Annotated in this window: 13 protein-coding genes; 2 read left to right on the top strand and 11 right to left on the bottom strand. The window is 57.1% G+C overall.

Annotation, left to right across the window (positions count from 1 at the left end; genetic code table 11):
- Positions 1 to 53: 53 nt before the first annotated feature.
- From folD to DSM117340_RS01310, 8 genes are all read right to left on the bottom strand, one after another.
- Entirely contained in the window at positions 54 to 944 is an 891-nt protein-coding gene (folD, locus tag DSM117340_RS01345) for a bifunctional methylenetetrahydrofolate dehydrogenase/methenyltetrahydrofolate cyclohydrolase FolD (protein WP_089887242.1), read from the bottom strand.
- A gap of 104 nt (positions 945 to 1,048) precedes the next feature.
- The gene (locus DSM117340_RS01340; RefSeq protein ID WP_089888860.1) at positions 1,049 to 2,725 is read right to left on the bottom strand and encodes a formate--tetrahydrofolate ligase; all 1,677 of its coding nucleotides are present in this window, start codon (positions 2,723 to 2,725) and stop codon (positions 1,049 to 1,051) included.
- Between the two features lie 148 nt (positions 2,726 to 2,873).
- Positions 2,874 to 3,470 carry a sulfurase gene (locus DSM117340_RS01335; RefSeq protein WP_089887240.1) on the bottom strand — a complete coding sequence of 199 codons (597 nt, stop codon included), beginning with the start codon at positions 3,468 to 3,470 and terminating at the stop codon, positions 2,874 to 2,876.
- Between the two features lie 160 nt (positions 3,471 to 3,630).
- The gene (locus tag DSM117340_RS01330) at positions 3,631 to 5,286 is read right to left on the bottom strand and encodes a peptidoglycan -binding protein (protein ID WP_089887238.1); all 1,656 of its coding nucleotides are present in this window, start codon (positions 5,284 to 5,286) and stop codon (positions 3,631 to 3,633) included.
- 3 nt (positions 5,287 to 5,289) lie between these two features.
- Entirely contained in the window at positions 5,290 to 6,516 is a 1,227-nt protein-coding gene (locus DSM117340_RS01325) for a biopolymer transporter ExbB (protein ID WP_089887237.1), read from the bottom strand.
- A 156-nt stretch (positions 6,517 to 6,672) separates the two neighbouring features.
- Positions 6,673 to 6,930 carry a hypothetical protein gene (locus tag DSM117340_RS01320; RefSeq protein ID WP_089887235.1) on the bottom strand — a complete coding sequence of 86 codons (258 nt, stop codon included), beginning with the start codon at positions 6,928 to 6,930 and terminating at the stop codon, positions 6,673 to 6,675.
- 64 nt (positions 6,931 to 6,994) lie between these two features.
- Positions 6,995 to 7,252, bottom strand: coding sequence for a hypothetical protein (locus tag DSM117340_RS01315; protein WP_089887233.1), 258 nt, complete (start codon positions 7,250 to 7,252; stop codon positions 6,995 to 6,997).
- A gap of 385 nt (positions 7,253 to 7,637) precedes the next feature.
- Entirely contained in the window at positions 7,638 to 8,165 is a 528-nt protein-coding gene (locus DSM117340_RS01310; protein WP_089887231.1) for a gamma-glutamylcyclotransferase, read from the bottom strand.
- A 66-nt stretch (positions 8,166 to 8,231) separates the two neighbouring features.
- Here DSM117340_RS01310 and DSM117340_RS01305 point away from each other — a divergent pair, with 66 nt between their 5' ends.
- Positions 8,232 to 9,215 carry a DUF2125 domain-containing protein gene (locus DSM117340_RS01305; RefSeq protein ID WP_245724332.1) on the top strand — a complete coding sequence of 328 codons (984 nt, stop codon included), beginning with the start codon at positions 8,232 to 8,234 and terminating at the stop codon, positions 9,213 to 9,215.
- On the top strand, positions 9,212 to 9,862 hold the full coding sequence (locus DSM117340_RS01300; protein ID WP_089887229.1) for an HD domain-containing protein: 651 nt from the start codon (positions 9,212 to 9,214) through the stop codon (positions 9,860 to 9,862). The genes DSM117340_RS01305 and DSM117340_RS01300 overlap by 4 nt, the downstream gene beginning before the upstream one ends.
- A gap of 227 nt (positions 9,863 to 10,089) precedes the next feature.
- Here DSM117340_RS01300 and DSM117340_RS01295 read toward each other — a convergent pair whose 3' ends face one another.
- Genes DSM117340_RS01295 through hisC form a run of 3 tightly spaced genes read right to left on the bottom strand, consistent with a single transcriptional unit; the run spans position 10,090 to position 12,712 of the window.
- Positions 10,090 to 10,719: an extensin family protein gene (locus DSM117340_RS01295; protein WP_089887227.1), complete on the bottom strand. Its 630-nt coding sequence runs from the start codon at positions 10,717 to 10,719 to the stop codon at positions 10,090 to 10,092.
- Positions 10,719 to 11,633, bottom strand: coding sequence for a prephenate/arogenate dehydrogenase family protein (locus DSM117340_RS01290; RefSeq protein WP_089887225.1), 915 nt, complete (start codon positions 11,631 to 11,633; stop codon positions 10,719 to 10,721). Before DSM117340_RS01290 ends, DSM117340_RS01295 begins: the two co-directional genes overlap by 1 nt.
- A complete protein-coding gene (gene hisC / locus DSM117340_RS01285) occupies positions 11,630 to 12,712 on the bottom strand; it encodes a histidinol-phosphate transaminase (protein ID WP_089887224.1) in 1,083 nt (360 codons plus the stop codon). The genes DSM117340_RS01290 and hisC overlap by 4 nt, the downstream gene beginning before the upstream one ends.
- Between the last annotated feature and the right edge of the window lie 103 nt (positions 12,713 to 12,815).

Genomic DNA, 12,815 nt, shown 5'->3' with positions numbered 1-12,815 from the left:
AGGGCGCTCCAGCCTTCGCCATCGCGCCCTAAAATTCTATAATTTTCAGAGTCTTAAGCCGTCAGCCCTTCAGGCTCCGCAAGCCCGTTGGCACGGCAACAGGCGGTCACAGTATTGGCCAGCAGGCAAGCAATCGTCATTGGCCCAACACCGCCAGGCACAGGCGTGATCGCCCCAGCACGAGCCGCGCAGCTGTCAAAGTCCACATCGCCGACAAGCTTGTTCTTGCCATCCCGCTCGATACGGTTGATCCCCACATCAATCACGGTCGCACCCTCCTTGATCCAGTCCCCCGGGACCATCTCAGGCCGCCCGACAGCCGCCACCACGATATCCGCGCGGCGCACGACATCGGCCAGATCTTTTGTACGTGAATGCGCAATCGTCACCGTGCAGCTATCGCCCAGCAGAAGCTGCGCCATAGGCTTGCCAACAATATTTGAACGCCCAATCACAACAGCATCCATCCCGCTCAAAGAGCCATGATGGTCGCGCAGCATCATAAGGCAGCCAAGCGGCGTGCAAGGCACCATGCTCTTTTGCCCCGTGCCAAGCAATCCAACATTAGAGATATGAAACCCGTCCACATCCTTGGCAGGGTCAATCGAGTTGATCACAAGGTCTTCGTTCAAGTGCTTGGGCAGCGGCAATTGTACCAGAATACCGTGGATTTCAGGATCATTGTTGAGCTGGTCAATCAATGCCAGAAGCTCCGCCTCAGGCGTCTCCACATCAAGCTTATGCTCGACAGACTTCATGCCCACTTCGACAGTCATCTTGCCCTTGGAGCGCACATAAACTTGGCTCGCAGGGTCCTCGCCGACCAACACAACAGCAAGCCCTGGCGTAATCCCATGCTCTTCCTTGAGGCGGCTCACATGCCCCGCGACCTTCTCGCGCACTGTGCCCGCAAAGGCCTTCCCGTCAATAATCGTCGCGCTCATGTCGTCCTCTTCTTTCTCTAAATATCCCTGCCAGAGGCATGGAGCCGCATAGCGGCGACCGGAGCATCAGGGGCTAAATGCCCTTGGTGCTCCGGCCCTTTTCCTTAAAACAGGCCTTCAATCTCGCCTGCGTCGTTCAGGCGGATTGTTTCAGCCGCAGGCACCCGTGGCAAGCCCGGCATTGTCATGATCTCGCCACAGACAACCACAACAAAACCAGCACCCGCACTCAGGCGCACTTCGCGCACAGGCACAGAGTGCCCGGTTGGCGCACCACGCAAGCTCGGGTCGGTCGAGAAGCTATACTGCGTCTTCGCCATACAGACCGGAAGGTTGCCGTAGCCCTGCTCTTCCCAAAGCTTAAGCTGGTCACGGATTTTCTTGTCCGCAATCACCTCATCAGCGCGGTAAATCCCTTTTGCAATCCGCTCAATCTTTTCAAAGAGTGGCATGTCATCAGGATACAGCGGAGCAAACTGGCTCGCGCCACTGTCCGCAATTTCGGCCACACGCTTGGCAAGCTCTGCGCTGCCTTTGGAGCCAAACTCCCAGTGCTGGCTGACAATCGCTTCAGAACCTTGGCTCTTCACGTAGTCTTTTACAGCCTGAACTTCTGCCTCGGTGTCGGTCACAAAGTGGTTGATCGCAACAACAACAGGAACTCCAAAGGACTTCAGGTTGCCAATATGGCGGCCAAGGTTGGCACAGCCCTTTTTAACAGCGTCAACATTCTCGCCACCAAGGTCCGCTTTCGCAATCCCACCGTTCATTTTCATGGCGCGCACAGTGGCCACAAGCACCACACAGTCAGGCGCAAGGCCCGCTTTGCGGCATTTGATGTTCATGAATTTCTCAGCACCAAGGTCCGCGCCAAAGCCCGCTTCTGTCACAACATAGTCGGACAGTTTGAGCGCGGTCTGCGTTGCAATCACAGAGTTACAGCCATGGGCGATGTTGGCAAACGGGCCGCCGTGAACAAACGCAGGGTTGTTCTCAAGCGTCTGCACAAGGTTTGGCTGCATCGCGTCTTTCAGCAAAACAGTCATCGCGCCTTCCGCCTTGATATCGCGCGCATAAACAGGCGAGCGGTCGCGGCGATAGGCAACAATCATACTGCCCAGACGCTCCTCAAGGTCTTTGAGGTCTTTGGAGAGGCACAAGATCGCCATAACTTCCGAGGCAACAGTGATGTCAAAGCCATCTTCGCGTGCAAAGCCGTTTGAAACGCCGCCGAGCGACGATGTGATCTGGCGCAAGGAGCGGTCGTTCATATCCACAACACGGCGCCAAGTCACACGGCGGGTGTCGATATCGGCCTCATTGCCCCAATAAATGTGGTTGTCCAGCATCGCGCTCAGAAGCGAGTGCGCAGAGGTGATCGCGTGGAAATCGCCCGTGAAGTGCAGGTTCATGTCTTCCATTGGCACGACTTGTGCATAGCCGCCGCCAGCTGCGCCGCCCTTCATCCCGAAGTTCGGGCCCAAGCTCGCTTCGCGAATACAAACCATCGCCTTCTTGCCAATCGCGTTCAAGCCATCGCCAAGACCCACGGTCGTTGTGGTCTTGCCCTCGCCCGCAGGCGTCGGGTTGATAGCCGTCACAAGGATAAGCTTGCCGTTTTTATTCTTTTGCACAGAGTTGATAAAGCTCTGGCTCACTTTGGCCTTGTCGTGGCCGTAAGGCAGCAGATGCTCGCTCGCGATCCCGATTTTATCGCCAATCTCTTGGATCGGGCGCTTCTTGGCTTCGCGGGCAATTTCAATGTCGGACTTATAGCTCATAGCGGATTCCTTTTTCCCATCCGGCTTCTCTTGCTGCCCTTCTATCGGCCCCAAAGAGACAGCGGCGCGCGGAATCCGACATTTCCAAAGCCCATAGCGGCGGAGTGTCGCAGCCACAATCTGCGCCTGTCGCCTATCGGAAACTCATTCAGCGGCGCGCTTGTGCCAGATGCGGCCAGACCGGTTGATCAGGAACATGCAGCACAAGCTCATCCCCGAGAGTGATCTCTCCGCCACGCTCAACCCAAGCTGTAACACCGCGGCGGTGCTTTGCGGCAGGTTTAAATGCCTTGCCGTACCCCGCGTGCTCGGCCTCGACTTCCTTGGCAGGATAGATGCAGGGGCGATTTTCCATATCAACCACGAGCGCCGCACCCGAAGGTGCAAGCAAGCGCGAAGATGGCGGCACATGGGTAAAGTCAGGGATCCCCTCGATCACCAGCGATGCGCCCAAATGCTCGGGCTGCAAAGCCTCAAGCCCCATCTCGGCCGCAATCAGCGCCATTTCTTCGACAGATAAAACAGAGAGTTGTCGCACATTCGCAATCTCGCTGCCTTTGGGATACTGGCTCGTGACACGGCTGCAAGACACGCGTGTAAATCCGCCATGCGCCTCGCCTTCCATTCCGTCAAACCCAAGCCTCACAGAGCGGAGCGGCTCTGAGCGCAAGCCTGCATCACGGTCTTCTACACGCCCAATCCATTTGATCACGGCCTTAAAATTCGTTGGTTTCAACGCAGGCATATCAGCCCCCCTCATTACCTCGTGAATTTGGCGCAGCATAACAATGAACAAGGTTCTCGTACGCCAAAAATCAGTGTCACAGCCACTTCTTGCCGATTTCCGGATCCAAACGAAGGACGATAGATAACGCAAGCCTTCCGTTACGCCACTTCCTGACAGCTCACTTCTCGGTAAACTTAAGCTCAATCCGGCGGTTCTGCGCACGCGCCTCCGGGGAATTGCCATTCGCAATAGGTTGATACTGCCCAAATCCATTGGCGCTCAACCGCTCGGGCGGAATATCAAGGAAATTCACCATATACCTTACGACAGAAAGCGCCCGCGCCTGAGAGAGTTCCCAGTTATCAGCAAACGCGCCCGCGCCCGACAAAGGCACATTGTCAGTATGGCCGTCCACACGGATCACCCAATCAATCTCATCAGGGATATCTCCGACAACATTGCGCAAAATACCTGCAATCTTGGCCAGTTCGCCCTGCCCTTCACCGCTCAGATTGGCCGCCCCCTGCGCAAACAGCACCTCGGAGGAAAAGACGAACCTGTCGCCCACAATGCGTACACCGTCCTGCGCGCCAATCACGTCTCTCAAACGTCCAAAAAACTCGCTTCGATAGCGTTCGAGGTTCTGCTTTTCGGCCTCAAGCCTGACCCGCTCAGCCTCTTCCAGCTCGCGCCGCTTGCGCTCTTCGGCCGCCGCACGCGCCAAGGCCGCGTTGAGATCCTGCCCCAAGTTCGAAAGCTGAATATCGCTCGCGGCGTCACGCTCTTTGTAATCATCGATAATCGCCTGAAGGCTGCCAAGCTGCGCCCGCAAAGCCGCGACTTGCTGATTGAGTAAGGCTTGCTCTCGCAGCGCCTCTGCTGAGCGCGCCTCTTCTTCTGAGAGCGCAGCATTGGCTTGGGCCAACAGCACAGCACGCGCCTCTGTCTCGCTCAACGTCTCGCCAAGCGCTCCCTCAAGCGCAAGCTTCTCTGCCAAAGCCTGCGCAAGCTTCGCACGCATATCCGCGTTCATTTCGGCCTGTGCAGCACCCTCTGATTCAGCCTCAAGCAGCAATGCCGCGATCCGTTGACCGAGCTCATCCTCTTTCGCCTCCGCCGCGGCGAGCAAGGTCAGCGTCTCTTCCGCATCCTTGCGCGCGGCCTCAAGCGCGAGTGTCATCGCCGTGAGCTCTGTGTCCGCTGCTGCAAGCCGCGCACGCAAAGCCTCTGCTGCCGCCAGCTCGATGGCGCGGGCGGCTTCCTCTTCGCTCAATGCCGTCTCGACCCGTGCAAGCGCCTCATCTTTTGCCGCCGCTTCGGCCTCAGCCGCTGCAATCACGGCCTCCAAAGCCGCCTTCTGCGTGCTAAGGTCGGCGCTCTCGGCCCGCAAAGCCTCAGCCTCGCTCTGGGCCAAGTTCCGCTCCGCCAAAAGGCTCGCCACCTGAGCCTCAAACCCCGTGATCTGCGCTTCTGCAGCACTCAACGCCTCGTCTTGCGCCTGCGTTTGGGCCCGCAAAGTTGCGATCAAAGCCGCCTGCTCCCCCGCCCGTGTGCGCGCCGCCTCAAGCGTCACACCAAGCTCACCAACCCGCGCCTCAAGCCCCGAGGTCTTGCGCTGTTCAAGCCCAAGTGCCTGCGCCAGCTTGGCAATTTCGGCATTCAGCTGGTTCATCTCGCTTTCCTGCCCCGTGATCGTCTCACGCAGCACGAATTGAACGACCATAAAGATGGTCAAAACAAACATCAGAACAAGCAAAAGCCCCGTCATCGCATCGACAAACCCAGGCCAGATATTGGCCTGAAAGCGCTGCCCAGTGCGGCGGGAAAGGGCCATAAGCTAGCCCTCGTTTCCAGTGGCGTCTGGCGTCTGGCGGCTCACGCGCAACTTACGCACAGTGTTAGGTCCCTGCCCGCCAAGTACCTTGCCCAGATCGGCAATATCGGTGCGCAGCTCAGCCATCATCTCTTGACGCCCCGCGCTGATCTCTTCCAAAACTCGCAGCATCTGCACATCAATCGATCTGAGGCGCATACGGCTCTCAGCATCAATCCCAGCTTCCGTGCTGCTACCGCTGCGCTGACGCAATTCGCCAATCAGCGCGTCTTGCCCTTCAGCCACACGGCCAAGCGCGCTCAACGTCGGGCTGGCATCGCCCATCTCGGCCATAAGCCGTTCAAGCGCACCAGTCAGTTGCACAAGCCGCTCATCAACTGCCGCTTGGCGCGCATCGCCAGCGCGGAAAATGTCCTGCAAGGCCTCCATCTGCTGTGCCATATGCTCTAAAACGCCGTCATAAACAGCAGCCTGGCCGCCCTCTTCGCTCTCGCCAGAGGCAAAGCCAAGACGGGTGATCGAGCTGAGCCACTCCTCCAGTTCACGATAAAAGCGGTTTTGCGCATGGCCTGCAAAAAGCTCCAGCAACCCCACAACAAGCGAGCCAGCAAGACCCAGAAGGGAAGACGCAAACGCAACGCCCATACCAGAAAGCTGCTGATCTAGCCCGCTCATCAAACGCCCAAAAACCTCAACACCGCTCTCTCCTTCGGCGGGGGCAAGACCTCGGATCGTGTCAACAAGCGCAGGAACAGTCGTCGCCAGTCCGTAAAATGTGCCCAAAAGGCCAAGAAAAATCAGCAGACTGACAATATACCGCGTGATCTCCCGCTCTTCGTCGATCCGCTGCGCCACTGAGTCAAGAATAGAGCGTGCCGAGCCAGAGCTAATCTGCCTCCCATGTGCCCGCGCACTGAGCAGATTGGCCAAAGGCGTCAAAAGAGACGGCGGCAACACCCCTTCACGCTCCGCCACATCCGCTGCGAACGCCTCGATCCAGCGCACAGAGCGCATCATTTGATATATCTGCCAGAACGTCGCCAAAACGCCGACGGCAAAGACAAAAACGATAAACCCGTTGAGATAGGGGTTCGCCTCGAAAACAGGCAATACCTGTGGCAGAGCCAAGAGGGTAACAAACCCCGCCAGCCCAAGCGCCAACAGCATCAAAACGATCTGTCTCAAAGGTTGCGAAAAATACAGCTCGGCCTCACGGTCCGGATGCGCCATCGTGACGGCTCCTGACGCTTATTTCAATTGCGTCAACCATAAGCAGAACTCACGCTCAAGCCAAGAAAAATGCCAACGTCCGCCCGACAAGAAAAAGCGGCGCGCAGAATATGCGCGCCGCCTTCAGGGGGAGGGAGAGGAATATCGCAGTCAGGCTTAGCGGAAGTGCGCACCACCAGGAGCTGTCGAGATCGCATCCGAGCCTTCAAAGAGGCTCACTTGGAGCATACCGTCCGTGGCTTCCTGCCCGTTGCGCTTGCTGTTGAACTTGGGCGCATCAATCGTGATGCGTTCGCCTGCTGTTGCCTCTACGGCGTATTCATTTGCCGAAAACGCAGGGCCATCCGTGCCAAGTGCAAGAGCTGATGTCGCTGTAAGAGCAAGGGCGAGGGCTGTGTTGAGTACGAGTTTCATAAGAGTATCCTTTGTTGAGATGCGCACATCGGCGCGTGATTTGAAAAAGAGGGTGTTCTGCGGCTTAGCGGAAGTGCGCGCCGCCTGGGGCTGTCACGATAGCGTCTGAGCTTTTGAAGACGTTGAGTTGCAACTTGCCGTCAATTGTCTCTTGGCCCGAGCGTGTGCTGTTTGACTTGGTCGAGATCACTGCCACAACTTCACCAATAGTGCCTTGGCCTACATAGCTGTCTGCGCTCACTGCGGGGCCTTCAACACCTGCGGCAAAAGCTGTTGTTGCGGTAAGAGCAAGGGCGGCGACTGTATTGTATACGAGTTTCATAATGTGGTCCTTTATGTTTGTTTTGCGCTCATGGCGCGGTTGCTGTCTGTTTTCCGTCGGCGTCTTCACCGTCCGGCATGCAACCAATCTGAGCCTTGCCGCTCAATATTTCAAAACACCCCTGCTCACCGCCCCGTGCAAAAGCGCGACGCAATCGTGAGCCCAAGAAAAATCCCCAAGTAAAGTCTAACTTTATCAATTATTTTCATGTGCTTACGCAGAACTGAAGAAATCATCGACTGAAATATTTCACAGATTTCACAGCCGCATGATCAAAAAGAGATGGGATTTGTGATCGAAATTTTAGGTGCGCTCACGCACATTAAGAGCAGCAATGGCTGCCTTCGTGATCAACACGCACCAAATATTTCAGAAAATTTGGCCTTCAGCCAAGCATTTTCACGCGCGCCACAATAGAATCGAGCTCAGAATCCGAAATCCCCAGCTCGTGCAAATGCGCCGCCGTGTTAAAGAGATACTCGCTGTTCGGCCCACGCCCACCATGCGCACCCGCAATGATCCGCGCCTGCTCTTCCAGATCAAGTCCGCCGCAATACTGCACATGGGCCGCATCAATCACATATGTCACAGCTTCAACACGGCGCTTGTCGGCCAGCGTAATCTCAAGGGTGCGCTCTACATAGGCCGAAGAGATCAGCTCACGCTCGCGCAGATATGCGAGAACATCTGCCTCCTGCCCCGTCCGCACAGAAAAGGCGACCCCATGGCAGCGCGCCCGTGGCATCTCGTCGAGCGCCAATACAAGTCCTGGGTTTTCCTCTGTTCCGCGGTGGTGGATCGAACGCATACAAAAGCTGCGGGCATAGCCTTCAAGCGTGGCAATCCGCATCTCATCCACTTCAAAGCCAGGGTTCCAGATCAAAGACCCATAGCCAAACACCCACATCGTCATATCACTTGTCCCTTCGCGCGCCTGCCCCCATAAACACCATCACCACATGAGGGAAAAGGTGCACGCGTGAAAAAACTGCTCGTTCTTATCGTGACTCTGGCCGCGCTCTGGGCTGGCTATTGGTTCGTCGGCGCCGCTGGCGTCAAAGCTGGCTTCGCCGTGTGGTTTGACGCCCGCCAAAGTGAAGGCTGGCAAGCTGAGTATTCCGACCTTTCGGTCAAAGGCTTCCCCAACCGGTTTGACACAACCCTGACAGACCCCGCCCTCGCCGACCCCGCCACAGGGCTCGCATGGTCGGCCCCCTTCGTTCAGCTTTTCGCCCTAAGCTATCAACCCAACCATATCATTGCGGCCTTCCCCGAGTTCCAGACATTGCGCACGCCAGAAGCCCGCTTTGCGCTCAAGAGCGAAAAGATGCAGGCCTCCATGGTCATGGAGCCCAACACAGACCTCGCCTTTAATCGCGCCAATCTCGCGGCCACAGCCCTGACAATCACGCCAGAAGTGGGCGCACGCATTCATATTGCTGGACTGCAAACTGCACTCACCCGAGAAAACACCTCAAGCTATCGCGCCGCTTTCAATGCCGATGGCCTCGCCCCGCCGCTTCCTGCAGCGCTCACAGACGAGCTGCCCGAGGCGCTCACATCCTTTCGCGCCGATGCCACTCTCGATTTTACCAAACCATGGGATATTACAGCCCTTGAAGAGAGCCGGCCCCAACCAACAAAAATCAAGCTCCACCTCGCCGAAGCCGAATGGGGTCAGCTCAAACTTGCCGCCGCTGGCGAGCTTTCTGTGGATCGTACAGGGACACCCACAGGCACAGTCACCATCAAAGCCCGCAACTGGCGCGACATTCTCGCGCTGGCGACAGCCTCAGGCGCATTGCCCGCTGCACTGACCGATCAAATCGAACAGGGTCTGTCCCTTCTCGCCAATTTCTCTGGCAATCCAGAAACGCTGGATATCCCACTGACTTTCTCAGGCGGCTATATCAAAATTGGCCTCATCCCCGTCGCCCCCGCGCCGCGCCTGTCGATCCGATGAGCGACTGTCCTTACGAGGCCGCGCTCCTGACGCATTGGGTCGGAGCCTCGGATAGTGCGGCAGACAGCGCCCATGACCTCGCCCATATCCGCCGCGTATGGGCCAATTGCCAACACATCGCCAAAGGCGAAAATGCCCCCGTTGATCTAGACCTGCTCCATGCCGCCGCGATCTTCCATGATCTCGTTAATCTGCCGAAGGACGCGCCCAACCGTGCAGAGGCCTCCCGCCTTTCGGCCGAAGCCGCCGCCCCGCTGGCGCGCGCCTGCGGTTTTCCCGAGGCCAAAATCCCCGCGCTGAAGCACGCCATTACCGCCCACAGCTTTTCCGCAAATATGCATCCCAAAACACTTGAAGCCAAAATCCTGCAGGATGCCGACCGCCTTGATGCCCTTGGAGCCATCGGCCTTGCGCGCATGCTCATGGTCTCAGGCGCGCTCGCCCGCCCGCTCTATGACAGCACAGATCCTCTGGCTCAAAACCGCGACCCAGACGACACCGCCTTCGTCCTCGATCACTTTCAAACAAAACTCTTCACCTTGGCTGACACCATGCAAACTGTAACCGCCCGCCAAATCGCCGAAGAGCGCACGCAATACATGCGCAGCTTCCTCACCCGCCTGCAAAGCGAGATCCCCGAGAGCTAACCCTCCCCGCTCTTTTTCTTTCCAGAAATATCCCGGGGGGTCTGGGGGGCTGGCCCCCCAAGCTGGTCGGATTTTCGCGCAGCGAAAATTCGAAACCGAGCTCACCTCGTCCAGCGCACGGCACCGTGCGCTCGATTAACACTGCAAAATCCCGTTTTGGCGGTGCACGGGTTGTGCACGGGTTGTGCACGCTTTTCACCCCCCTAGAATCAGGGCCGTTAACTTTTTTATTTGCAGTAAGGTCCGCCGCTGTAGCGCGCGGTATCAAAGTGCAAATGGTCCTCATGATACCCGTCCGAGCCGGGGCCAAGCGTTGTGCCAAAAGGCCCACACGCCGCCTTATGAGTCGCCCGTATCGCTTTGCCTCCTTTGCCCTTGTCATAGTCTCTTAAGACGCTGTATTCGCTCCCATTTTTCATAATGAAACCCGAAATATCTATGGCGCGGCCCTTGCCATGCTCACTGATCCGCGCGCCTTTTTTGTGGTTGCGCGTGCGGCAAACGTAATGTGCCGCAACTTTCAACGAGCTCACACCGCCCGCATGCCTGCCAAAAGCAGGCTTAACCCCAGTTTCAACCCATGTTTTCAGTGCTTTAGCCGTGCCACAATCCATCAGGGATCCTTGGCTCAAGGCGACACCACTCACCGCGCTGATCTTTACAGCGTCGTTAATCCCACACCCGCTAATCTTGCCAGGAACATGGCCCACATATTCTCCCTGAAGAGACGGATCACCACAGACCGCCCCAGCCACAAGAAGCCCTGAGTCGCGTTGTTTTTCAGCCTTCGGAGCACCGGAGAATGAACAAGAAGAGGCAAAACACAACAAAAACAATGCCTTAAAAATTTTGTTCATTACTTTTTAACCCGTCCAAAATCTGGGGCGTCTGTATCCTGCCCCGCTTCGATAATGCCTCGCCTGATCGCCCTTGTGCGCGTGAAATATGCGTGCAGCATATCCCCGTCCCCTGTGCGGATCGCGCGTTGAAGCGCAAACAGCTCTTCAGTAAAGCGTCCCAGAATTTCAAGTGTGGCGTCTTTATTGTTGAGGAAAACATCGCGCCACATTGTTGGGTCCGAGGCCGCAATCCGAGTAAAGTCACGAAACCCCGCCGCCGAATATTTTATCACTTCGCTATCCGTCACGCGGCGCAAATCATCGGCCACACCAACCATCGTATAGGCAATCAAATGTGGTGCATGAGAGGTAACACCGAGCACCAGATCATGGTGCTCCGCATCCATTTCCTCAACCTTCGCGCCAATCCCTTCCCAGAGATCACGCAGGGTCCGTACCGCGTCGAGCGGCGTGCCATCGGCAGGGACCAGAAGAGTGTATCGGTTGTCAAACAGCTCAGCAAAGCCAGCGCGCGGGCCAGAATGTTCGGTCCCTGCCAAAGGGTGTGCTGGAATAAAGTGCACATTTTCAGGAAGATGCGGACCGACTGCATCAATCACAGCCTTTTTCACAGAACCCACATCGCTAACGGTCGCACCCGCTTTGAGATGCGGGGCAATCTCTTGCGCCACCGCGCCCATCGCGCCCACAGGCACACAGAGCACAACGAGATCCGCGTCTTTCACAGCCTCTGCCGCACTGTCACAAACCACATCACACAAGCCGATCTCCCGCGCGATATCACGCGTCTCGCCTGAGCGCGCATAGCCTCGCACCTCGCCGGCAAGGCCGCCGCGTTTCATGGCCCAAAACATCGAAGACGCGATCAGACCCAGTCCGATCAGGGCCACCTTTTCATATGTCTGGCTCATGCCTGCGTCTCCCGCCAATTCGTAAGTGCCGCAATCAAACGACCCGTCTGCGCCTCGTTGCCCACAGTCATCCTGAGCCCTTCAGGAAAGCCATATCCCGCCACACGGCGCACCAATATGCCCTCGCCTTGCAAGGCCAGGTCAACGGCTGCCGCTTCTGCCTCATCCGCAAATCGCGCCAACACAAAGTTCGCGTGGCTCTCGTCACATGCCACACCCAGTTGGCGCAATGCCCCCGCGAGCCGCGCTCGCTGCGCCGCGTTCAAAACCGTACAGGTTGGCACCCAGTCCATATCTTCCACTGCAGCTTGCGCCGCCTGAAGCTGCACCGTTGACAGGTTAAACGGCTGTCTGATCCGCGTCATGACATCAATCATCTCACGCGGCCCATAGCCCCAGCCAATGCGCAATCCACCTAACCCGTAGACTTTTGAAAACGTTCGCGTCATCAACACGTTGGGAAGCTCGACCACAAGGCTTGCGCCGCCATCATAGCCTTCGGCATATTCTGCATATGCCCCATCGATCACCAAAATCACGGTCGCAGGCAAGCTCCGCGCAAGCCGTTCAAGCTCCCCATCAGGCAGCATCGTTCCCGTCGGGTTCGCAGGGTTTGCAAGCATAACAACCCGCGTGCGCTCCGTCACAGCTGCAAGGATCGTATCAACACTCACAACCCGTTCGGCCTCAGCAACCTGTACAGGCGTGGCCCCCGCCATATGCGCAAGGATCGGATACATAGAAAAGCCGTGCTCGGTGTAGATGATCTCGTCACCCACTCCCGCATAAGCCTGACAGACGAATTGCAAAACCTCATCAGACCCGACGCCACAGATGATTTGTTCAGGTGCCAGCCCATAGCTCTGGCCGATTGCCGCGCGCAGCTCGGCATGGTCGGTCGAGGGATAGCGGTGCACCTCACTGGCCGCCTGCGCGATCGCAGCCATCGCTGCGGGAGGCGGGCCAAGCGGGTTCTCATTTGAAGACAGCTTCAAAACATCAGAATGCCCAGCAATGCTAGACTTTCCGCCCTCATAAAGAGCGATATTCATGATCCCTGCTTGCGGTGTAAGGCTCATATTTCTCTCCAAGTTCCTCACAGGTCATACTGGCAGATATCTCTAGCTGCCAGCAAAGAAAAAGGGCCGCAGCGGTATCCCGCCACAGCCCTCTCATAAAGCT

The sequence above is a fragment of the Lentibacter algarum genome, assembly GCF_040580765.1.
GTDB classification, from domain to species: Bacteria; Pseudomonadota; Alphaproteobacteria; order Rhodobacterales; family Rhodobacteraceae; genus Lentibacter; species Lentibacter algarum.
This window is presented reverse-complemented; position numbering and strand designations above follow the sequence as displayed.

Coding starts and splice junctions, on each gene's coding strand:
- DSM117340_RS01300 (WP_089887229.1), top strand. CDS start 9,212: ATGAGCGACTGTCCTTACGAGGCCGCGCTCCTGACGCATTGGGTCGGA.
- DSM117340_RS01325 (WP_089887237.1), bottom strand. CDS start 6,516: ATGGCGCATCCGGACCGTGAGGCCGAGCTGTATTTTTCGCAACCTTTG.
- DSM117340_RS01340 (WP_089888860.1), bottom strand. CDS start 2,725: ATGAGCTATAAGTCCGACATTGAAATTGCCCGCGAAGCCAAGAAGCGC.
- folD (WP_089887242.1), bottom strand. CDS start 944: ATGAGCGCGACGATTATTGACGGGAAGGCCTTTGCGGGCACAGTGCGC.
- DSM117340_RS01335 (WP_089887240.1), bottom strand. CDS start 3,470: ATGCCTGCGTTGAAACCAACGAATTTTAAGGCCGTGATCAAATGGATT.
- DSM117340_RS01320 (WP_089887235.1), bottom strand. CDS start 6,930: ATGAAACTCGTACTCAACACAGCCCTCGCCCTTGCTCTTACAGCGACA.
- hisC (WP_089887224.1), bottom strand. CDS start 12,712: ATGAGCCTTACACCGCAAGCAGGGATCATGAATATCGCTCTTTATGAG.
- DSM117340_RS01315 (WP_089887233.1), bottom strand. CDS start 7,252: ATGAAACTCGTATACAATACAGTCGCCGCCCTTGCTCTTACCGCAACA.
- DSM117340_RS01290 (WP_089887225.1), bottom strand. CDS start 11,633: ATGAGCCAGACATATGAAAAGGTGGCCCTGATCGGACTGGGTCTGATC.
- DSM117340_RS01330 (WP_089887238.1), bottom strand. CDS start 5,286: ATGGCCCTTTCCCGCCGCACTGGGCAGCGCTTTCAGGCCAATATCTGG.
- DSM117340_RS01295 (WP_089887227.1), bottom strand. CDS start 10,719: ATGAACAAAATTTTTAAGGCATTGTTTTTGTTGTGTTTTGCCTCTTCT.
- DSM117340_RS01310 (WP_089887231.1), bottom strand. CDS start 8,165: ATGACGATGTGGGTGTTTGGCTATGGGTCTTTGATCTGGAACCCTGGC.